The following is a 21,724-nucleotide window of genomic DNA, read 5'->3' as shown; positions in this document are numbered from 1 at the left end:
AAATTATTCCTCAATCACGTCGTCGCCAAAGCGGGGCGTGTGCAAGCCCACAACGCGTCGCAATAACCGTTCCAGGGAAAACAAAACCATCAACACCCCGCCAAAAATCAGCGAAAAGAAGCTGGTGGCACCGGTGATGCCCAAATTGGGTATGGTGGTGGCCCACGTTGTGGCTGCAAGTTGCAAGCCATAGCCGATCATGCCCGTGCCAAACGCGATCACCACCAGATCGGAAATGGAGTGGCAGATTTTAACCACTGGGCGCGGCAGCACATAGAGCAGGACATCAAAGCTGAGGTGATTTCCCTCGCGAATACCAACGGCAGCGCCGAGGAAAATCACCCAGCCCATCAGCAGTATGGAGGACGTTTCGGTCCAGGTTGGGGTATCATTCAGAACAAAACGTCCCCACACTTGCATGCCGATAAAAACCGTCATGGCAACCAACCCGGCGCCAGCCATCCACAAAACAAGGCGAGAGAACACGGCCAGAATGCGCGAGAAAGCGAGTACAAAATCGACCATTGTGAACTCCAATCCGAAAATGCGGGCCAGGCAGCCCGGCCCGCATCCTAAAATTTACTCAACTGCTCTGATCTTTTGGACCAAATCTTTGAGCTTGTCGGATTTTACGTGTTTTTCATACACGGGGTCCATGGCGTTGATGAATGGTGTCTTATCCACGTCCTCAACAATCTCCACGCCTGCAGCGCGTACTTTTTCCTCAGATGCCTTTTCACGGGCAGCCCAGAGCTCGCGCATTACGGGCACAGAATCTTTCGCTGCGTCGCGAATGAGTTCCTGATCATCAGGGGCAAGACCGTCCCAAGACTTTTTGCTCATCACCAACACTTCAGGCACGATCAAATGCTGATCAAGGGTGTAGTAGCCTGCCACTTCGTAGTGACCAGATGATTCAAATGAAGGCCAGTTATTTTCTGCACCGTCGATCACACCAGTCTGAATTGAGGAATAAACCTCACCATAAGGCAATGGTGTTGCGTTGCCGCCCAATGCGCTTACCATGTCCACAAACACGTCAGATTGCATCACGCGGAATTTCAAACCTTCAACATCCTCGATGGATGTGATGGGCTTTTTGCTGTTGTAGAAGCTACGTGAGCCGCCATCATAATAAGCAAGGCCAACAAGTCCGTGATTGCTAAATTCGTTCAGAATGGATTCACCGACTTCGCCGTCAACCACTTTGTGCATGTGATCCGTGCCACGGAAAATATAGGGCAGCGAGAACACTTTGGTTTCTTCAATAATGTTATTGAATGGCCCAAGACTTACACGGTTCAGATCGATCACACCCAGCTGGGTTTGCTCGATGGTGTCTTTTTCTTCACCCAATTGCGCGGAGTGGAACACTTCAACGCAAATTCGGCCATTTGAGCGCTCTTCCAAAAGCTCGCCCATATATTGAACCGCTGCAACGGTCGGATAGCCTTCAGGGTGGGTGTCAGATGATTTGAGGGTGATGTCGCAAGCGGTCGCCGCTGTTGCGAATGATGCAGACGCCAACAGGGCGACGACACTGGTTTTAAGATGTTTCATGTTTTCCTCCCAAGAAATTGAAACCAATTAACTGATCAAAGCGCGTACGCTTTTTTGGCCAGTCCATACGTCAGGTCATAAGCGACCTGATACGCCTCGTTTTCGCGCAATCGGCCGGTGGCGACCAATTGGGCGAGATAAGAACAGTCGGCCCGGCGCGCCACATCGTGTCGCGCGGGGATAGAGCAAAATGCGCGCGTGTCATCATTGAACCCGACTGTGTTGTAAAATCCGCAAGTCTCCGTTGTGGCTTCGCGGAACCGTTTGATGCCTTCATAGCTGTCAAAAAACCACCAGGGCGGTCCCAGTTTAAGCGCGGGATAAACCCCCGCCAACGGCGCCAGCTCGCGGCCATAAGTTGTTTCATCCAGCGTGAACATGATGATGGTTAGACCCGGCTCAAAGCCAACCGCATTCAATAGAGGCTGCAGCGCGTCCACATAATCTGTGCGTCCTGGAATATCAAAGCCCTTGTCGCGCCCATATGTGGCCAGCACATCCTGGCTGTGGTTGCGGCGCGAGCCCGGATGCAATTGCAGCGTCAGTCCGTCATCTAAAGACATGCGCGCCATTTCCGTAATCATTTGCCCACGGAACAGATCTGCCTCATTGGCGGAAAAAGTGCCGCTGATCACCTTTTGATATAGGGCCGCCGCTTCGGATTGATCGAGATCGGCAGTGCGGGCGGTGGGATGCCCGTGATCGCTGGCGGTGGCGCCATGTTCTTTAAAGAAGGCACGCCGCGCGCGATGGGCGTTCAAATAGCCTTGCCAATTGGTGGTGTCTTCGCCGGTGATGGCGCCGAACTGCTCAATATTGGCGTGAAAGCCCTCAAATTCAGGATCGACCACAGCGTCCGGCCGATAGGTGGTCACCACCCTGCCCGTCCAGTCACTTTGCGCGATCTGCTTGTGCCACTTCAGATCGTCCAAAGCCGATTCTGTTGTTGCCAAAACTTCAATGTTAAACCGCTCAAAAATTGCCCGTGGGCGGAAATCTTCCTCGCCCAGCTTTTGGTCGATATGGTCATAATATGCATCGGCGTTGTCGGCAATGAGTGGCGCATCCAGGCCAAACACATGTTCAAATGAATGCTCCAACCACATGGCGGTGGGCGTCCCACGAAACAGATAAAAATTCTCAGCCAGCAATCGCCAGATGGCGCGCGGATCGCGCTCGGTTTTTTGACCATCAGCTTTGGGAATGCCCAGCGCATCCAATTCAATGCCCTGACTCACCAGCATGCGAAACGCATAATGGTCGGGCACGACAAACAATTCGGCGGGGTTGGAAAAACGTTTGTTTTGCGCAAACCAGGCTGGGTCGCAATGGCCATGGGGGCTGATGATCGGCAAGTCGCAAACAGACTGGTAAAGCCCCCGCGCCATAGAGCGCACGTTTGGGTCAACCGGAAAAAGTCTGTCTGGGTCCAAAATTGCCATCAATATCCGTCCACTTTTGTGTTTCTAGCCGACTAATATGCTAGATTACTAGTTGAGTCAAACCAAAAAAGCGGATAGAAAGAAATTCACAATAGAAACGGAGCTCGATGTGATGGGGACCAGACTTGCTTCTTTGGCGACAACGCCGCCTCAGACTGCAACCGACCAAATTTTTGACACGCTCTATCAAGCTGTAATTTCTTTGGAATTGCCGCCGGGGACAAAACTGTCTGAAGCCGAAATGGCCGCTCGGCTGGATGTTTCGCGCCAGCCGGTGCGCGATGCGTTTTATCGTCTTTCGAAAATCGGGCTGCTGGCCGTGCGCCCGCAGCGGGCGACCTTGGTGACCAAGATTTCAGAGGCAGCAGTTCTTAACGCAGCCTTTGTGCGGATTGCCCTGGAAGTGGAATGTTTGCGGCGCGCATTTGAAACCAATGGCGCGTCATTAATTGCACATCTGCGTGAAAATATCGCCGCCCAGCAAAACGCTCTCGACTCAACCGACCCCGCCGGCTTTCACGCTTTGGATGAAGAATTTCACCGCTTGGTATGTGAACATGCGGGGCATGAGCATGTGTGGGGTCTCATTCAAGATCACAAAGCGCATCTTGACCGGGTGCGTTATCTCACCTTGTCGCAAGAACATCGTGCACGTGTGCGCGGTGAACATTACGAAATTCTTTCCGCGTTAGAAGCAGGCGATCTGCCTCTTGCCGAAAAGAATTTGCGTGCACACCTGACCGGGATCAAACCGCATCTGGAAATATTGCGTCGCAAACACGCAGCCTATTTTGAAGAGCGCGTGTAAAAGACCTGGTGCCTAATAAGAGCACGCTTGTTCTTTGAGCAGAAAGGTCGCGCGATGCTATTCGATTAGGATGGCGCGGAAGTCGTTTACGTTGGTCAGTGTTGGGCCAGTGATAAACTGATCGCCCAAGGCCTCAAAAAAGTGGTGCGCATCGTTTCGTTGCAAATAATCTTGCGGGGCGCGGCCGAGATCTGTCGCGCGCTGTAAGCTGTCGGGCAAAACAAATGCGCCTGCAACTTCTGCTGCGCCATCCACACCGTCTGTATCGGCGGCCAGCAGGGTGATGCGGGCATTGCCGTTCAAGGCGATAAGCGCGGCGAGTGCATATTCTGCATTGGGGCCCCCCACTCCATTTCCGGTTCTGGTAACGGTGCATTCGCCTCCAGAGAGGATCAGTAGTGGTTTTTGAGTGGCCGCGCGATTTGCGGCAATCTCAAGTGCTTTATGGGCATGGGCCGCGCCCAACTCGCGGGCTTCGCCTTCAAGGTCATCGCCCAACATCAAAACGTCACATCCAACTTGTTCAGCCACTGTTTTTGCGGCGGCCAAAGATTGAGACGGTGCGGCCACCACTTTGTTGCTTACCTTCTCTTTTAACGCTTCAAAATCTTGATCCGGGTCTGCGGGCAATTGGGCGAACGCAGCCGGGTCTATGCCCCAACGCTCCAAAATCTCTGACACTGAATCTGCCGATGGTGGCTGCGGCACGGTTGGCCCTGACGCGATGACGGCAACATCGTCGCCGGGCACATCGGAAATGATCAAGCCAAGCACTTGCGCCGGCGCACACGCCGCGGCGAGTTTGCCGCCCTTCACCTGAGATAAATGCCGCCGCACCACGTTCATTTGTGAAATAGGGGCACCACTGGCCAGTAAGTCTTTGTTGATTTGTTGCTTTTGCTTAAGGCTAAGGCCATCGCGTGGGGCACATAAGAGCGACGACCCGCCGCCAGATATCAGCGCCAGAACCAAGTCATCCGGGGTGAGATTGTCGACAAGATGTAGAATGCGGCGGGTGGCGTCCACACCGGCTTGGTCGGGCACCGGATGTGCCGCCTCCACAATCTCAATCTGCTGGGTTGGGCGGCCATAGCCATATCGCGTGATGACCAGCCCTTCCAAGGGCTGATCATAATGGCGTTCAACAGCCTCAGCCATACGCGCGCTGGCTTTGCCCGCTCCAATCACGATCAAGCGCCCTTCCGGCGGCGGTGGTAAATGGGCCGCCAAACAATTCATCGGATCTGCGGTTGCGACGGCTTGTTCAAACAGGTTTTTCAGCAGGCGGGTGGCATCGCTTTGCATCAATCAAATACTCAACCAGTTGGTGGGTGAAATCACGAAACGCGCATGCCGTCTTTGTCGAAAAAGCTCAATTTATCTGCATCAAAGCTGAGGCCCACCTTTTCACCAATGTCGAGTTCGGTGCCGCCGACGCAGCGCACATTGATCCGGCCTACCGCACCGCAATCAACAATCACAAAGCTGTCCGAGCCGAGATATTCGATCAAATCCACAACGCCATCGCATTGGCCGGTTCCCACTTTTCCCATTGCAATGTGATCGGGGCGTACGCCGATCTGGATCGCATTATCGGTAAAATCATAACTGCCTCCGCGTGCGCCATCTAGTTTATAGGCACCGCCTTGTGTGGTGCAGGACATCAGATTCATTTTCGGGCTGCCAATAAACTGCGCAACAAAGGTGTTTTGCGGCCGCTCATAAAGCTCGCGTGGCGTGCCCACTTGGGCAATTTTGCCGAACTCCAATACAACAATGCGGTCAGCCAAGGTCATGGCTTCCACCTGATCATGGGTCACATAAATCATGGTTGATTGCAGCGATCGGTGCAGTTTTGCAATCTCATGCCGCATTTCGACCCGAAGCGCCGCATCGAGATTGGATAGCGGCTCGTCAAACAGAAAGGCCGTTGGGTCACGCACGATGGAGCGACCGATGGCCACGCGTTGGCGCTGGCCGCCCGACAAATCTTTGGGGCGGCGCTGCAGATAGGGCTCGAGTTGCAGCGTTTGCGCCGCATAATCCACTTTCTCTTGAATCTCAGCCTTTGGTGCCCCGGCGGTTTTCAACCCAAAGGCCATATTGTCCCATACCGACATATGCGGATAAAGCGCGTAGCTTTGGAACACCATGGCCAGGCCGCGCTTGGCCGGCGGGTGGCCGGTGACATCTTTGCCATTGATCTCCAGGGTGCCGCGCGAAATGTCCTCCAAACCGCCAATCATGCGTAATAAGGTGGATTTGCCGCAACCTGACGGCCCGACGAAAACGAGGAATTCTCCTTCATGGATGGATAAATCGATGCCCTTAATTACTTGCGCATCGCCATACCATTTCTCAACTGATTTCAACTCAATTGAACCCATCATATCCTCCTTAGGTGCGGCCAGCCCAGCTAAGCCAAACGGCGGCTGTCCACGTAAATCCTTGTCCGCCAGCAGCGCTGCCGTCCGTCGGATCAAAATATTCAGAAAAACCGCTCTCCTCGATTAGCGTTTTCGTGGCGATGCGCACACGTTCCGCAAGCGGATGATTTCTCTCCTCAAGGCCAAGCCCGATCAGCAGATTCATCACGGCCCAAGTTGGCCCGCGCCAATATCGACGGCCATCAAATTTGTCGCTTTCGGGATCATGGCTGGGCACGCCATATTGCACTTTGTCAAGCACCCGCTGCAATTGCTTGGTTTGTCCCTCTGAATCAAGACCGGCATACCAGCACAAGAATGAGGCGTTTGATACGCAATTCGCCCATTCGCCGCTGTGGGCATCCCGCGCATCAAAACTTTCAATCTCAGGATTCCAAAGCGTTTGTGCGCCCTGCTCCAAAATTTCAATTTCTTCGGCGATGCCGTCAACATCAAGTCCAAGCATTTGCCCCATGGCCAGCAAGTCTCGCTGTGCTCGCAACAAGGTGAAAGTCATGGTGGGATCGGCAACACGAAACGGGTTTTCGTCTAACAGTTTTTGCTGATCCCAATGCAAACGCCGCCCCATTTGCACTAGCCAGATATAGCGGTCGTAATCATATTTTGTCGGGCGCATAGAGCCGTCGACATGCTGGGTATCGCGCCGCACATATTCGCCCACATCTGTCGGGTCGATGCGGGCCATCGGCGCATCCCACTCTGGCGTGTTGTCCCGCCCCGCTTCCCATGGGTGGGTCACGCAAACGGCGCCCTGATCCAGCCGCCATTGCATAAACCAACTATGCCAGCGGCGCAGCTTGGGGAACAACGTCCGCATATGCTCTTCGCCTAGCGATTGGTCTTTTTCAAAAATCAGCCGCGCCATGGTTGCGGCAATTGGCGGTTGCGTGATGCCAGACGAAGGAATTGGCCCGGTGCCACCCCAAACATCTGGCCCGGGGTAATAACCGGGATCGGCCTTGTGAAACACAATATGGGGCACCATGCCGTCGGCCCATTGGGCACTAAACAGCGTCTCCAATTCGGCCCATGCGCGCGCGCAGTTAAATTGTGCAAAGCCAAGCGCGGCAAAGGCGCTATCCCAATTCCACTGATAGGGGTAAAGCCCTTTGGTTGGGATGGTGTACCCGCCGCGATCATTCATTTTCAAAATGTCGCGCGCCTGTTCGTCTAAATCGATCGTCTTTGTCATAAATTACCCTTTGACAGAGCCTGCGGTCAGGCCTTTGGTCATAAATCGTTCAAGCCCCAAAAACAGCGCCATGATCGGTACGGTTGCGATCACCGCACCGGCCATAAGATGTTGTCGGGGAATTTCAGAGGAGTTGAGGCTGGCAATGCCCCGCGTCAGCGTGAATTTGGATGGGTCGTCCAGCAGCATAAAGGCCAGCAAAAATTCGTTCCACGCGATCATAAACACATAGAGTGAAACCGAGGCGATGGCCGGTAGCGACAAAGGCAAAGTGATTTTCCAAATCACGGCCAAGCGCGATAACCCATCCATCAACCCCGCCTCTTCAATCTCGCCCGGCAGGCCGCGGAAATAGCCTTGCAACATATAAAGCGCCACGGGAATGGTGGTGACGGGATAGATCAAAATGATCCCAAAAATGGAGTTGCGCAGTCCGGTCAACGAAAAGGCGATATAGATCGGCAGGGCCAACACGATCATGGGCACCATATAGATCAGCAAAATGGAGCGTGAAAAAGCAGCTTGGCCGGAAAACCGCAACCGCGCCACGGCGTATGCTCCGGGAATGGAAAAGGCCAGCGTGATGAACACGGTGAGAATTGAAATCACCATCGAATTGGCCAAATAAATGCCAAAATTAAAGTCGGCGAACAATTCGACATAAGAGCGGAACAGACCCCACCCTTTTGATAAGTCTAGGGAGAAATCCAACGGGTTTTGCACCAGCTCAGATTGATTTTTAAAGCTGGTCATCACCATCACATAAAAGGGGATCAGCACAATGGCAGTGAAGAACACATATCCAATTGCCGTGAGCAACCGTATGATGATCTCTTCAAATTCATGGCGCGACAACGCCCCTTTGGGCGCGACTTTGGTGATGGCATAAGTGCCACCCACCGCAATGGTCGCTGACAAAAGATGGGTGAAGCTGTTTGTGAACACCGCTGCGGCATCGCCGCTGGTCACAATGCCAAAGCCGAGCATGCCCGCAATGGCAAGGGCCGCGCCGCTGGCCAATGCAGCCAATCGACTGTGGGTCACGAAAAATCCCGCCAGCGCGCCACCAATAACGATCCAAACCATATCCGGTTTGTAAGGCAAGCCAGTCGCAAAGCTCAACGCAATGGCGGTGATCGTGGCGGCCACAAAGGTCCACACCAACCCAACAAAAATAGAGGTGATCGCTTTTCTGCGTAGTTTGATCATAGCCCTTCCTCCTGTGAAATGAAGCGGAAGAAGAACAAGGAGAACGCCACAAGGCACATAAAGATCACCACGGCGACAGCCGCCCCTGCGCCAATGTTCGAAATCGCAAATGCTTCTTCGTAAACACTCACAGTCAAGGTTCGCGTGCCCGCATTGCCGCCGGTGAGCAGGAAGATGTCGTCAAATTTGTTGAAGGTCCAGATAAAGCGCAGCAAAAACAACACCGACAAAATGCCCAATAATTGCGGAATGCTGAGATACCAAAACTTTTGGAAAGGGCTGGCACCGTCCATATCTGCTGCTTCATACATCTCACTGTCGATAGATTGCATGCGCGCCAAAATGAACAAGAACGAAAGTGGAAAATAGCGCCAAATCTCGAACACCGTCACCATGATCAGTGCGAGCGGGCGGTCACCAAAAAAATTGATCGCTTCGTCGGTCACACCCATTTGGATCAACAGCGCATTGGCGGACCCGGAAAACGGGTCGAACAGGATGAGCCACGAAAAGGCCACGGCGATCACCGGCGCGACATAGGGAAAAAGATAAAGGCCGCGCAATATGCCCTGCCCCCTAAAGGATTTGTCCAAAAGCAAAGCTGCGAATAGGCCCACGACGAGCGCGCCAATGGTGCCGAATACGGTGTAGAACAACGTAACGCCAAGCACAGAAATAAACTGGCTGCCATCAAACACGCGCGCAAAGTTCTCAAGGGTGAATTCAAAATTGGTCAGAATGTTATCCGCCGTGCCAGTCACCTGCGGTTCTGAGCTTTCAACAATCTCTTCTGCCGCATCTTCGTTATCGGCAGTGACCGGAAAGATGATCTTTTCATTATAGCCGGGTTCTAACCGTTCAAAACTGCAGGTGAGTTGGCGTTTATCAAGCGCACAGGATTGCGGCAAGGGCTCGCGCAAAGTCACCTCGAGGGGCAACTCATCAACTATTTTTACGTCCCGAATTGCCTCGGATCTGCTGGAATTGCGCAAACGATATTCAATGCGTAACTTCTCAGCCGAGCCGCGCAACGCCTCTTTCACGATGGGCGTGGGTGGGCGCAAATCTGCCAGTTCAATCGGCTTAAAGCTAATCCAGAAAATGGCGACAAGCGGCAGCACCACAACAAGGGCGACGCTGATCAGTGTGGGTGCCAAAAGGCCCCACGCTAAGCGTTCTTCGCGCTTGGCCATAGGTGTTTTTGCGGTCGGACGGTTCAGATTGTCTTGCATGTTTTCGTTTCTTTGAACGGCCCCGGCACCGAAGCGCCGGGGCACATCAATTATTCAACTTGGGACAATTCATCATTCATGGCGGCTACAGCATCAGCGGCTGAGACATCACCGTCCAGATACTGGCGCACCACGCGGTTGATGATTTGCGAGTTGATGATTTTAGACGCAAGGCTCAATTGGCCTTCTTTCACGCCCCAACGCTGGGCAACATCCAAGCCACCAACGATTTCATCAATCATATCCTGCGCGTAAAGATCACCCAATGGGGCTTTGCGATCAACGCCAACGGGCAGCTTCGCCCATGCATCAACAAATTGCGTTGGATTTTCGCTTGTGCCACGGCGCACAGGGAACTTGCCCTCCGGCGCAATGCTCAATGTCTGCGTATAGCCTTGATCCATTGAATATTTCACAAAATCCATCGCCGTGTCTGTGTCCGCATCGGCAGTGATGCCGAAATAGCGAATGTCACCCCAGGCGGCGCCGTCTGGATTTGACGGGCCTGCAAAGTTGGTCACAACGCCTGTTTTCGACGCGAGAGCTGGTGACGTTGGATCATCATTGATGGTTGGCGGCGCACTATCGCGAAGGCCTGCCAATTCATCCAAAATGAACGGCGACCAAATGATCATCGCCGCATTGCCGGAGAAATAAAGCTCCCGTGATTGCTTCCAATAAAGATCGCCTGGTGGTGACGCTTCAACGATCGCTTTATAAAACTCCAGTACGTCGGTGGTTTTGGCTTCGTCTAGCGGGGAGAACCCATCGCTCGATACGGGGGAAACACCGTTGGCCAAGAACACATGTTCCAGCACTTGAGACATGAAGTTTTCGTCCACTTTGGTTGCCGCCACAAAGCCAAACATGGAAGGTGGATTGTGCAACTCTTTGAGTGCCGCCTCAACATTGGCGTAGGTCGTTGGTGCCGCTAAGCCTTTTTCCTCAAACAAGTCTTTGCGGTAAACGATCATCTGTGTCCAGCCGTCGACAGGCACAGAAGCTGTGCCGTCTTCATAGGCGGCCATGGCGATGGCGCCAGGTGCGAATGTATCGACGCCCAGATCCGCAATCACTTCAGTGGCTGCATCTGTATCCAAAATGCCAGCTTCCGCCCAAGGCAATGCATATTGCAGCGTGTGATAAATCACATCTGGCAAATCACCTGCCGCAAATGCGGCGGTGGCGCGTGTGCCCAAATCATTTTCAGACACAGGGATGACTTCCACGTCGGTCCCGGTTTCAGCTTTGAATTGAGCTGCCATTTCTTGCTGTTTTGCCAAGCGTTCTGGCTGTTCTTCTGTTGTCCAAAAACGCAGACTATCCGCGTAAATGGATGTACATGACATCAACACAGCCACAGCGGCCGTCGTCATAAGTGTTGTTGTTTTCCTCATCTATTCCTCCCGATGATGTGGTTATCGTGCAATTTGTGTTGCCAAGTCAGCTGACGAGAGCAACACGGGACCGTGCGATCCACGATCCAAAAAACGTGCCTTTCCGATTTCTCGTAGTTCCTGTGGCGGCTCTCCGCGCACCCGCCGGATCAAGAGCTCGGCGAGCCGGGCGCCGGCCAGGTTTGTGTCTACAGAATAAGTGGAGAGCTCTGGCGACAGCACCGCTCCCTCTGGGATGCCGTCATAAGAGATCAGCGAAACTTCGTGGCCAACCTTAAGGCCCAGTGATCGAATGGCGTCATACGCACCAAGGGCCGCATGATCGACCGAACAAACGATTGCGGTGGGCGGCTGTTTCAGCGCCAACAATTGGGAAACGGCAATAAACCCTTGCGGCTTATCAACTGCATTTGCGGAGATCAGCTGATCGTCAAAATCAAGGCCAACAGCGGCCAAGCCATCGCGGTATCCTTGTAGCCGCAATTTGGCATAGTGATAGCCTGCGCCGCCCGGCACAAAACCGATGCGGCGATGTCCCAAATTGTAAAGCGTTTCTACGGCTTCAAACATGGCCGCTTCACCGGCAATGTCATACCATGCGCAATCGGCGATATTGTCTGTGCGCCCATAGAGCACAAATGGAATATGCGCGGCCCGCAGTGCATCGATCCGCAGGTCTTCACTATAGGTCCGCGGTAAAATGAAGCCATCTGCCTTGCGCTCTTGCGATAGTTTCTCGAGCAAGCGCACCGCGTCCGAAGTGCTGTTGGCGGTGGCCAGCGTCAGGGTCCAATCCTGCGCAGCGGATGCTTCGGTGATGCCTGCCAAAAAGTCTGCGAGAAACGGGCGGTGGCCGTCATGTTCAGAAACTTGCAGTACCAGGCCGATGGAGCGGACGCGCCCTGTTTTGATGGCTTGGGCGTGAGAGAGCGGACGATAAGACAAAGCTGTCGCGGCATTGCGCACGCGCAATCGCGTTTTTTCCGAAATATCCGGATAATCATTCAGCGCGCGACTCACCGTGCTTTTGGTCAGCCCAAGTGAACGCGCCAGATCATCAATGGTCGTGCGTTTGCCGATGGCATTCATCTGCTCGTCTCCTCCTCCACAATCGAGTAAAAGTTCCGAAACCGGTTTCGGCAAGGGTCAAATTTGAAAAAAGTTTGCGGGGCTTCAGGTGCGTTTGATGTTCTCACCGTAAAACGCCGTGATCACACCTGTTTACACAGGAGGACTAATGCCGTGAAGGGCGCGGCTGGGGTGCGCTGAAACAGAGTTTATCCTAATTGCCGCGATTGAGGCTTTCTAGATGCTCAAGATTGGCGATGGTGGAGAGCATGATCCGGTCATGGCTCCACTCGCTTGGGCCCTGAAGCAGCAAAACAACAAACAGCGTGGCCAGAACAAGCGGCACAAAAATGCCCAAACTGTTCAACCCAATGCTGCGCTTGGCGCTTGGCAGCTCCAAAGCATAAAGGATGCGGTATTCAAGATTGGATTGGCCGCGGCGGGCCAGATGCCGCTTGGGTTCAACAAAAGGCACAGTAAGCGTGCTTGAACTGTTGCGGGCCGTGCTCATGCTGCGCGCAACGCTGATCAAGGTTTCGCAATAGCGTCGCTTCGAAAAGCTGGTGCGCTGCAACAAGGCGGCGTCGCAAATCAATTCGCGCAAAATGTTCAAGCGCTTGCGGAACATCAAAAAGGCCGGGTTCCAAAATAGGAGCGGGTGCAACACGCTCCAGATATATTCCCAAGCCACGTCCCCATGGCGAATGTGCTGAATCTCGTGGGCGATGGCAATGCGCATTTGTTCGGAATGCGAGAGCATGGTGATTGGCACCACCACATAATAATGGCGTAAGCCCAATGTGGTGAACGGCACGCTGACCTGATCGGAGGCCACAATGTGCACGCGGCCGTTTTTATGGATCACATAGCTATGGCGTAAAATGCTGGCGAGCCCGAAAACACTGCGCGCCAAGCGCACCACAAAATAGGTGAAGGCCAGGCCCATCAGCGCCGCAAAAATCAGGCTGAGGACATGATTGGGGTGCAAAATCTGGTCAATAAATGAGCTCTTGGCGCTGATCACCGTTTGGAACTCGCGCGCGCTCATTTGCACGCCGCCACCCAAATACCAGGAAACGAGCCAATCCGTGATGTTGAAGTTGGTGGGCAAGAGCATCGGCGCAAATCGCGCGACAATGGGGGCCAAAACGGCCAAGCCAATAAAGCAGAAAATAAGCGACTGTTCCGCCGAAAATGAAAAACGGTAACCGATGAGGCGAAGTGAAAATCGCGTGATCAGCCAAATGCTGAATGCAGCGAGAAGTGCAATATTAAGGTCGAAGTAAAAATGCACCAAGCCGCTAATCATCGTTTTTCTCTAGCTTTGTGTCGAGCATGTCGCGGATTTGTTCAATCATATCGTCGGTCAGCATTTCATCATCCACCAGCCGGGCCACAAGCGCGGTTGGGGTGTTGCCGAACAAGGATTTGGACATTTGCCGGATTGAGCGGCCCTGATAGTCTGATTTGCTGACAGTGGGGTGATAAACAAAGGCGCGATCTTCTTTCGAGCTGGACACAAAGCCCTTTTGCTCCAGAATGCGCATAACTGTGGCCCCGGACGTATAGGCGCGATCCGTCTGCGCCTCCATATTGGCCATAATCTCGCGCACCGTGCCGCTGCCAATTGCCCACAGGCCGTTCATAAACTCCAACTCTACACTGGTTAGAAAATCGGGATCATGCTTGCGGGCCATAGAGCTGCTTTTTCTGTTAAGGTACTGATACGATAAATTTAGTACTAAATATCTAGGTTTGGCAAGTCGTGTGCTGATCAACCTTTGTAAAGCACCCGCTGTACCGCCTTTTGCCAGCCCTGATAATCTTGATCGGCGGCTGATTTGTCGACCAAAGGGATGAATTGATGCGCCGATCGCCATTGGCGGGTGAACTGATGCGGCGTTTCCAAAAGCCCTGCCCCCAGCCCGGCCAGATAGGCGGCGCCCAGCGCCGTCGTTTCTGTAACCTGCGGGCGATCCACGGGGGCTTGCAATTGGTCCGCCAGTTTTTGCATCGCGAACTGATTATTGGCCATGCCGCCATCAATGCGCAAAATCCGGGCGCCCGCACCGCCCCAATCTTCATCCATGGCCTCAACCAAATCGCGGGTTTGAAAGGCGACGCTTTCTAATGCGGCTTTGGCGATTTCGGCGGGGCCAGAATTGCGCGTCAGCCCAAAAATGGCCGCGCGACTTTCCGCATCCCAATAGGGTGCGCCCAATCCGGTAAAGGCAGGCACGAAATAGACCGATTGTGCCGGGTCAGCGGCAGCAGCTAGAGTGTCGGTCTCCCCAGCGTCGCTGATGATTTTCAAGCCATCACGCAACCATTGTACCACGGCCCCAGCGACAAATATCGAGCCTTCAAGGGCATAGGTCGGCTTGCCGTCAAGCTGATAGGCAATGGTGGTGAGCAAGCGGTTTCGGGAAAAAACGGGCTGATCCCCCGTGTTCAACAACACAAAACATCCTGTGCCATAGGTGGATTTGGCCATGCCAGGTTCAAAACAAGCCTGTCCCACCGTGGCAGCCTGCTGATCCCCGGCCACCCCGCGAATGGGGATTTCCATCCCATCAAACAGGTCGGGCTGGGTTCGGCCAAAGTCATCGGCGCAGTCTTTCACTTCCGGCAGCATCGACATGGGCACATCGAAAAGCGCACAAAGCTCACGGTCCCATTCGCCCGTCACAATGTTATAGAGCATGGTGCGGGCCGCATTGGTGGCGTCGGTCGCGTGCACCTCCCCGCCGGTCAATTGCCAGATCAAATAGCTGTCAACGGTACCAAACAACAACTCACCGCGCTCTGCCTTGGCCCGTGCGTCTGGCACCTCATTGAGAATCCAATTGATCTTGGTCGCAGAAAAATACGGATCGAGGAGCAATCCGGTTTTGGTGCGAACCAAATCCTCATGTTGTGCCTGCTGGAGCTGTTGGCAAAAATCGGCTGTGCGCCGATCCTGCCACACAATCGCATTATAGATCGGTCTTCCTGTCGCCTTTTCCCAAACAATGGTGGTTTCCCGCTGGTTGGTCACGCCAATGGCGGCAATGTTGCGCGCCTTAACATCCGCTTTCATGAGCACTTGTGCGCACATGCGGCGCGTGGTGTCCCATAGATCTTCAGGCTTATGTTCAACCCAACCAGACTGCGGAAAAATCTGTTCAAACTCCTCCTGCGCTGTGGCGATGGGCTTGAGCGATTGATCAAAGATGATTGCACGGGTCGATGTCGTGCCTTGATCAATCGCCAGAATATAGTCCGTCGGCATTGGGGTTAGACTTTCCAAAAGCAAAATGTTGCCCAGCAGATGGCAATCACCAATGGTGCCCAAAGCGGCGTGCCAAAAAAGCCAAGCCAGGCCAGAAAGATATAAGCGCTGCCCAAGAGCGAGAGAAACAATCGATCGCCACGGGTGGTGACCAGGCCAAGCGCGCCTTTGCGCTCGGCCCCGCCTGGGGATTTGATTTCAAGAATGGTCAACACGCCCATGGCACTGAAAATACCGATAAACAATAAGGCTGTTGGCCAAGTCCATGCCATCCAACTCATGATTAAACCCTCCCCATCGCGAAACCTTTCGCGATATAATTACGTACGAAATAAATCACGATCGCCCCGGGGATAATCGTGAGTGTGCCCGCTGCCGCCAGCAGCCCCAATTCATAGCCAGCACTTGAGGCCGTTTTGGTCATGGTGGCGGCGATGGGTTTGGCGGCTACCGCCGTCAAGGTTTTGCCCAACAGCAACTCCACCCACGAAAACATAAAGCAGAAGAACGCAGCGACCCCCACCCCGGCTTTAATGGAGGGAATGAAAATTGTGGTGAAAAAGCGCGGGAAGGAATAGCCATCCACATAGGCCGTTTCGTCCAGCTCTTTCGGCACCCCGCCCATAAAACCTTCCAAAATCCACACGGCCAATGGCACGTTGAACAAGGTGTGGGCCAAGGCAACAGCCAAATGGGTGTCAAACAGGCCCACAGCCGAATAAAGCTGGAAGAAGGGCAAAGCGAACACGGCTGCAGGGGCCATGCGGTTGGTCAAAAGCCAGAAGAATAATTGCTTGTCGCCCAAAAACCGATAGCGTGAGAAAGCATAAGCCGCAGGCAGCGCTACAGCCACCGAAATCAGGGTATTCAACGTCACATAGATGATGGAGTTGATATAGCCCCAATACCATGTCGGATCGGTGAAAATGACTTTATAATTCGCCAAGGTGAATGTTTGCGGGAACAGCGAGAACCCGCCTAAAATCTCGTTTGTCGGTTTGAAGCTCATGGCCACGAGCCAGTAGATCGGCAGCAACAAAAACAAGATATAGGTGATGGTGACGATGGAACGTTTTTGCATGATATTCTCCTATCGCGCATCGTCTTTGGTCATCAGCGTATAGAACAGCCAGCTGACCAAAAGTGTGATGGCAAAGTAAATCAGCGACATCGCCGCTGCCGGACCCAGATCGAATTGCCCCAAGGCGATCTTGACCAAATCAATCGACAAAAGTGTTGTGGAATTGCCCGGCCCACCGCCTGTTAAAACGAACGGCTCGGTATAAATGTTAAAGCTGTCGATAAAGCGCAGCAGCACCGCAATGGTGAGCACATTTTTCATTTTCGGCAGTTGAATAAAGCGGAAGACCGCAAAGTTGCTCGCGCCGTCAATTTTCGCCGCCTGATAATAGGCTTCGGGGATTGAGACCAGCCCCGCATAGCTCAACAGCACCACCAAAGAGGTCCAGTGCCAAACATCCATGATGATGATGGTCACCCATGCCGCAAACACATTTTGCGTCATGTCATAGGAAATGCCCAGCACATGGTTGAGGAAATAGCCCATCAATCCGATGTCCGGCAGGGTGAAAATATTCCACATCGCCCCCACCACATTCCAGGGAATGAGCATGGGCAGTGCCATGATCACCAGGCAAAATGGCACCCAAAATCCTTTGCGCGGCATGGACATGGCAATGGCGATCCCAAGAGGAATTTCAATGGCAAGGATCAACCCGGTAAATAGGAACTGACGCCCAAGAGAAGCGTGGAAACGTTCGGACCGCAGCAGGTTTTCAAACCAGGTCAGGCCCTCCCAGAAAAACATATTGTCGCCAAAGGTTTCCTGCACCGAATAATTGACGACGGTCATCATCGGGATCAGCGCATTGAAGGCCACCAGCAACAGAACCGGCAGCACAAAGAACCATGCTTTTTGATTTTCGGTTTTCATGATGCGCTACCCTCCCGCGCGGTTGTGGCCAACCAGTCATCCATATAAAGCCGCGTTTGGGCGGGCTTGAATTGCAGATGCACTTGCTCCCCCGGATTGGGCACATCCTGTTTGATGATGGCGGAGACTTTTTGCTCGCCCATCAGGGCTTCCACCACATAATGGCGGCCCACATCGGCCACTTTTTTCACTATGGCCGGCAAGCCTTGGTCGCCGAGCGCCACATATTCAGGGCGAATACCGATTTGGGTTTTGCCGGTTTTGTTGCGGTCAATGTCGCCTTCAAGGGCCACATTCTGCCCCTCAATAAAGGCGCCGCCCTCCTTAACTTCACACGGCAAAACATTCATGCCGGGTGAGCCGATAAAGTGCCCCACAAAGGTGTGGGCCGGGCGTTCAAACAAATCGACCGGTGTGCCGATCTGCACAATCTCCCCTTCCTGCATCACCACCACTTGGTCGGCAAATGTCAGGGCCTCGGTTTGATCGTGCGTCACATAAATCATGGTGGCGCGCACCCGTTGGTGCAGCTCTTTGAGTTTTGAACGCAACTTCCACTTCAAGTGCGGATCGATCACGGTGAGCGGTTCATCAAACATCACCACATTCACATCGTCGCGCACCAGGCCACGGCCCATGGAGATTTTTTGCTTATTGTCCGGTGACAAACCCGCAGCCCGGTGGTCGAGCATATCTTCGACCTCCAGCATTTGCGCAATTTCACGCACCCGCTTGTCCACCAAATGTCCGGCAACTTGGCGATTGCGCAGCGGAAACGCCAAATTGTCATAAACACTCATCGTGTCGTAGATGACCGGAAACTGGAAAACCTGCGCGATGTTGCGACGATCTGGCGGCAGATCGGTCACGCCCTGATCGTCAAACAGGATGCGGCCTTCGGATGGCGCGCGCAGGCCTGAGATGATGTTCAAAAGTGTAGATTTGCCGCAACCGGATGGTCCCAACAGCGCATAGGCGCCGCCATCATCCCAATCAAGGTCGATTTCCTTTAGCGCATAATCATCAGGGGTTTTCGGGTTGTCGAAATAGCTGTGTCGCAATTGAGACAGGGTGATTTTTGCCATGTTCTGTCCTATCCCACTAAGGTACCGTCCAATGCGAAAACAAAGCACTGGTTCGGGTCCATGAAAAATTGATGGTTTTCGCCCACCTGATAGCGATGAATGCCCCGGGCGAGAGACACCCAATTGGCCATATCCGCCGCAAAGTGCGCGGAAGATTCAGAGCCGCTTAGCTCGGTCACCAACACTTTGCCGACGATCGGCACGTTGGCTTCTTCGGTTTCAAACGGCAAAACATGGTGTGGGCGAACGGCCAGCTTATAAAGCCCATCGGCGAGATCAGCTTGTTTGCCGCTTAACTCCCAACGGATATCTTTGCCCATGCTTGCGGTGCGGCCTTGCTTGGTGATCTCCGCCATATTGATCGGGGGATCGGAAAAGATGCCGGCGGACATAAGGCTGTTGGGCGCGCGATATATTTCGGCAGTCGGACCAAACTGAGCCACCTTTCCATCTTGCATCAACGCGGTTTTGCCGCCGAGCAAGAGTGCCTCTTCCGGTTCAGAGGTCGCGTAAACGACAACCGCGCCGCGCCCCTTGAACAATTCGGGCAATTGATCGCGCAATTCCTCGCGCAGCTTATAATCAAGGTTGGCCAATGGCTCATCCAGAAACACGGCTTTACTTTGCTTGGCAATCGCGCGCGCCAGTGCGGTGCGCTGCTGTTGCCCACCGGAAAGCTCATGCGGCTTGCGGTTGAGCATCGGCTTGAGCTGCAAAATATTTGCGGCCTCTTCAACCCTGTCCTCAATCTCGGATTTGGCCATGCCAGTCACTTTGAGGGGGGAGGCAATGTTTTCGAAAACGCTCATATGTGGGTAGTTGACGAAAAACTGATGCACGAGCGAAATATTGCGCTTTTGCGTGGATTGTCCGGTCACATCTTCGCCATCCATTAAAACTTGGCCGCTAGCGATCGGGTCCAGCCCCGCCATCATCTTAATCAACGAAGTTTTACCCGCGCCGGTTTCGCCCAGCATCACATTAAAATGGCCGCTTTCCAGCACCAGATTGGTGGGTTTGATGTGGGTCTGCCCGCCAACCTTTTTGGTAATGTCTTTGAGTTCCAGTGCCATTACACACCCGTTCCTGTTGTTCATGGCATATTCGCGATGCCACCTTCAGCCTGCGGCTGGTTGAATTTGAAACGGTCGGGGCCCATAGGCCCCAACCTGACAAGGACAGAATGAAACTGCCTACATCTAGGGGAGATGTTTAGTCCCAGCTGGCCACGAGATCTTCGTAGCGCACGGTCATGCCCTGTGGCTTCTCATTGTCCAACTTCGGCTTGGCACCGCCATTGGCCATCCACCATTCAGCATCACGCTCTTCGTTCAAGCGTGGGCCACAGCCACCATATACGCCAGCCGCTTCGTCAGCTGCCTGCATACGGGCCATTGTGATGTCCATTTCTTGAGCCAGACGATCCATCGCCTCTTGCGGGGTGAAGGCACCGGAGTTCACGTCACCAATTTGCTGCCACCAGATTTGGGCCAGCTTTGGATAGTCGGGAACATTCACGCCAGTTGGTGTCCATTTGTTGCGCTCTGGTGAGCGGTAAAATTCAACCAAACCACCCAGCTTTTCTGAACGCTCAGAGAAGCTCTCATGATTTACTGAGCTGTCACGAATGAAGGTCAGACCAACATGTGATTTTTTCACATCAACGGTTTTAGACACAACGAACTGTGCATAGAGCCATGCTGCTTTTGCACGTTCCATTGGCGTTGATTTCAAGATGGTCCATGAACCCACGTCCTGGTAGCCAACTTTTTGGCCGGTTTCCCAATAAGGGCCGTGTGGACTTGGGGCCATGCGCCACAATGGCGTGCCATTTTCATCAACGGTCAAATTGCCTTCTGAACGCGGCTTCACCATGTCGGCTGTAAATGCGGTGTACCAGAAGATCTGCTGGGCCACATTGCCGATGCTCAATGCAGGCAATGATTGGTAGAAGTCAAATGAGGCCGCAGCTGGGGGCGCGTAGTTGCGCAACCATTCGTCCCATTTGCGGATCGCATAAACCGCTGCAGGACCGTTTGTCGCCCCGCCACGGGTTACTGATGCGCCCACAGGGTTACAAGTGTCGGCTTCCATCCGGATGCCCCACTCATCAATCGGCACGCCATTTGGCAAGCCGGGTGAGCCTGCGCCCGCCATGGATAGCCACGCATCGGTCATGCGCCAACCAAGGTCAGGTGCGCGCTTGCCATAGTCCATGTGGCCGTAGATGGTGGTGCCATCAATATCGACAACATATTTGGTGAAAAACTCAGCAATGTCTTCATAGGCTGACCAGTTCACCGGTACGCCCAGTTCATAGCCGTAGCGCTCTTTAAAGGCCGAACGATATTCTTCATTGTCGAACCAGTCTTTGCGGAACCAATAAAGGTTGGCAAATTGCTGGTCAGGCAATTGATAAAGATCGCCATCGGGCCCCGTGGTGAACTGGGTGCCCATAAAGTCATCCAGATCCAATGTCGGGTTGGTGACATCCGCCCCCTCGCCTGACATGAATTTAGACAGGTTCACCGCCAATTGCATCCGCGAGTGGGTGCCGATCAAATCGGAATCGTTGACATAGGCATCATAAAGGTTGCGGTTGGTTTGCATTTGGGTTTGCACCGCCTGCACCACTTCGCCTTCACCCAAAATCTGGTGATTGACCTTAATGCCTGTAATTTCGAAAAAGGCCTTCGCCAACACTTCACTCTCATAAGAGTGTGTTGGAATGCCTTCTGACAAAACGTTGATTTCCATGCCTGAGTAAGGCTGTGCAGCATCGATGAACCACTGCATCTCTTGCATCTGTTCGTCTTTGCTCAAAGTTGAAGGCTGAAACTCAGCCTCAATCCATTTTTTGGCCTCATCCGCGCCCGCATAGGCTGAATGCGCCCCGGCCATAACGGCGATCACCGCTACAGCACCAAGAAGTTGCTTCTTCATAGGTTCCTCCCAAAAGTCCTGACCGGATAACCCAGCCACAATTCATATTCGAATGAACTATTAAATTTGTCAAACTATTTTTTTAGTAGTTAAATATATCCCGCATTTCCGGGCTT

General features: G+C 53.4%; 20 protein-coding genes. 1 reads left to right on the top strand and 19 read right to left on the bottom strand.

Features of this window, described 5'->3' with window-relative positions; genetic code table 11:
• Positions 1 to 3: 3 nt before the first annotated feature.
• Genes MXMO3_RS18485 through uxaC form a run of 3 tightly spaced genes read right to left on the bottom strand, consistent with a single transcriptional unit; the run spans position 4 to position 3,002 of the window.
• The gene (locus MXMO3_RS18485) at positions 4 to 525 is read right to left on the bottom strand and encodes a TRAP transporter small permease (protein ID WP_117397155.1); all 522 of its coding nucleotides are present in this window, start codon (positions 523 to 525) and stop codon (positions 4 to 6) included.
• Between the two features lie 54 nt (positions 526 to 579).
• On the bottom strand, positions 580 to 1,560 hold the full coding sequence (locus MXMO3_RS18480) for a TRAP transporter substrate-binding protein (RefSeq protein ID WP_027836129.1): 981 nt from the start codon (positions 1,558 to 1,560) through the stop codon (positions 580 to 582).
• A 35-nt stretch (positions 1,561 to 1,595) separates the two neighbouring features.
• Entirely contained in the window at positions 1,596 to 3,002 is a 1,407-nt protein-coding gene (uxaC, locus tag MXMO3_RS18475; protein WP_117397154.1) for a glucuronate isomerase, read from the bottom strand.
• 112 nt (positions 3,003 to 3,114) lie between these two features.
• Between uxaC and MXMO3_RS18470 the strand changes: the two genes are divergently transcribed.
• Positions 3,115 to 3,810 carry a GntR family transcriptional regulator gene (locus MXMO3_RS18470; RefSeq protein ID WP_051214109.1) on the top strand — a complete coding sequence of 232 codons (696 nt, stop codon included), beginning with the start codon at positions 3,115 to 3,117 and terminating at the stop codon, positions 3,808 to 3,810.
• A 57-nt stretch (positions 3,811 to 3,867) separates the two neighbouring features.
• Here the strand turns inward: MXMO3_RS18470 and MXMO3_RS18465 are convergent, their stop codons facing one another.
• The 16 genes from MXMO3_RS18465 to MXMO3_RS18390 all read right to left on the bottom strand — a co-directional run bounded on the left by MXMO3_RS18465 (position 3,868) and on the right by MXMO3_RS18390 (position 21,608).
• Positions 3,868 to 5,115 carry a glycerate kinase type-2 family protein gene (locus MXMO3_RS18465; RefSeq protein WP_117397153.1) on the bottom strand — a complete coding sequence of 416 codons (1,248 nt, stop codon included), beginning with the start codon at positions 5,113 to 5,115 and terminating at the stop codon, positions 3,868 to 3,870.
• 32 nt (positions 5,116 to 5,147) lie between these two features.
• Entirely contained in the window at positions 5,148 to 6,197 is a 1,050-nt protein-coding gene (locus tag MXMO3_RS18460; RefSeq protein WP_117397152.1) for an ABC transporter ATP-binding protein, read from the bottom strand.
• A 10-nt stretch (positions 6,198 to 6,207) separates the two neighbouring features.
• Positions 6,208 to 7,449: an MGH1-like glycoside hydrolase domain-containing protein gene (locus tag MXMO3_RS18455; RefSeq protein ID WP_117397151.1), complete on the bottom strand. Its 1,242-nt coding sequence runs from the start codon at positions 7,447 to 7,449 to the stop codon at positions 6,208 to 6,210.
• 3 nt (positions 7,450 to 7,452) lie between these two features.
• Positions 7,453 to 8,658 carry a carbohydrate ABC transporter permease gene (locus MXMO3_RS18450; protein ID WP_117397150.1) on the bottom strand — a complete coding sequence of 402 codons (1,206 nt, stop codon included), beginning with the start codon at positions 8,656 to 8,658 and terminating at the stop codon, positions 7,453 to 7,455.
• On the bottom strand, positions 8,655 to 9,890 hold the full coding sequence (locus MXMO3_RS18445) for a carbohydrate ABC transporter permease (protein WP_117397149.1): 1,236 nt from the start codon (positions 9,888 to 9,890) through the stop codon (positions 8,655 to 8,657). Before MXMO3_RS18445 ends, MXMO3_RS18450 begins: the two co-directional genes overlap by 4 nt.
• Before the next feature lie 50 nt (positions 9,891 to 9,940).
• On the bottom strand, positions 9,941 to 11,287 hold the full coding sequence (locus tag MXMO3_RS18440; RefSeq protein WP_117397148.1) for an ABC transporter substrate-binding protein: 1,347 nt from the start codon (positions 11,285 to 11,287) through the stop codon (positions 9,941 to 9,943).
• A 21-nt stretch (positions 11,288 to 11,308) separates the two neighbouring features.
• On the bottom strand, positions 11,309 to 12,376 hold the full coding sequence (locus MXMO3_RS18435; protein WP_117397147.1) for a LacI family DNA-binding transcriptional regulator: 1,068 nt from the start codon (positions 12,374 to 12,376) through the stop codon (positions 11,309 to 11,311).
• A 193-nt stretch (positions 12,377 to 12,569) separates the two neighbouring features.
• Complete coding sequence (locus tag MXMO3_RS18430; protein WP_027836139.1) at positions 12,570 to 13,664, bottom strand: M56 family metallopeptidase; 1,095 nt, start codon at positions 13,662 to 13,664, stop codon at positions 12,570 to 12,572.
• Positions 13,657 to 14,052: a BlaI/MecI/CopY family transcriptional regulator gene (locus tag MXMO3_RS18425; RefSeq protein ID WP_027836140.1), complete on the bottom strand. Its 396-nt coding sequence runs from the start codon at positions 14,050 to 14,052 to the stop codon at positions 13,657 to 13,659. Before MXMO3_RS18425 ends, MXMO3_RS18430 begins: the two co-directional genes overlap by 8 nt.
• Before the next feature lie 77 nt (positions 14,053 to 14,129).
• Complete coding sequence (glpK, locus tag MXMO3_RS18420) at positions 14,130 to 15,626, bottom strand: glycerol kinase GlpK (RefSeq protein WP_117397146.1); 1,497 nt, start codon at positions 15,624 to 15,626, stop codon at positions 14,130 to 14,132.
• Positions 15,627 to 15,631: 5 nt separating this feature from the next.
• Entirely contained in the window at positions 15,632 to 15,910 is a 279-nt protein-coding gene (locus tag MXMO3_RS18415) for a DUF2160 domain-containing protein (RefSeq protein WP_027836142.1), read from the bottom strand.
• Positions 15,910 to 16,707 carry a carbohydrate ABC transporter permease gene (locus MXMO3_RS18410; RefSeq protein WP_027836143.1) on the bottom strand — a complete coding sequence of 266 codons (798 nt, stop codon included), beginning with the start codon at positions 16,705 to 16,707 and terminating at the stop codon, positions 15,910 to 15,912. Before MXMO3_RS18410 ends, MXMO3_RS18415 begins: the two co-directional genes overlap by 1 nt.
• Positions 16,708 to 16,716: 9 nt before the next feature.
• Complete coding sequence (locus tag MXMO3_RS18405) at positions 16,717 to 17,580, bottom strand: carbohydrate ABC transporter permease (protein WP_027836144.1); 864 nt, start codon at positions 17,578 to 17,580, stop codon at positions 16,717 to 16,719.
• Positions 17,577 to 18,665 (bottom strand): ABC transporter ATP-binding protein, encoded by a 1,089-nt coding sequence (locus MXMO3_RS18400; protein WP_117397145.1) that lies wholly within the window; start codon positions 18,663 to 18,665, stop codon positions 17,577 to 17,579. Before MXMO3_RS18400 ends, MXMO3_RS18405 begins: the two co-directional genes overlap by 4 nt.
• 8 nt (positions 18,666 to 18,673) lie before the next feature.
• Positions 18,674 to 19,738 carry an ABC transporter ATP-binding protein gene (locus MXMO3_RS18395; RefSeq protein ID WP_117397144.1) on the bottom strand — a complete coding sequence of 355 codons (1,065 nt, stop codon included), beginning with the start codon at positions 19,736 to 19,738 and terminating at the stop codon, positions 18,674 to 18,676.
• A gap of 139 nt (positions 19,739 to 19,877) precedes the next feature.
• Positions 19,878 to 21,608 carry an ABC transporter substrate-binding protein gene (locus MXMO3_RS18390; protein WP_027836147.1) on the bottom strand — a complete coding sequence of 577 codons (1,731 nt, stop codon included), beginning with the start codon at positions 21,606 to 21,608 and terminating at the stop codon, positions 19,878 to 19,880.
• Between the last annotated feature and the right edge of the window lie 116 nt (positions 21,609 to 21,724).

This window comes from Maritalea myrionectae, assembly GCF_003433515.1.
GTDB classification, from domain to species: Bacteria; Pseudomonadota; Alphaproteobacteria; order Rhizobiales; family Devosiaceae; genus Maritalea; species Maritalea myrionectae.
This window is presented reverse-complemented; position numbering and strand designations above follow the sequence as displayed.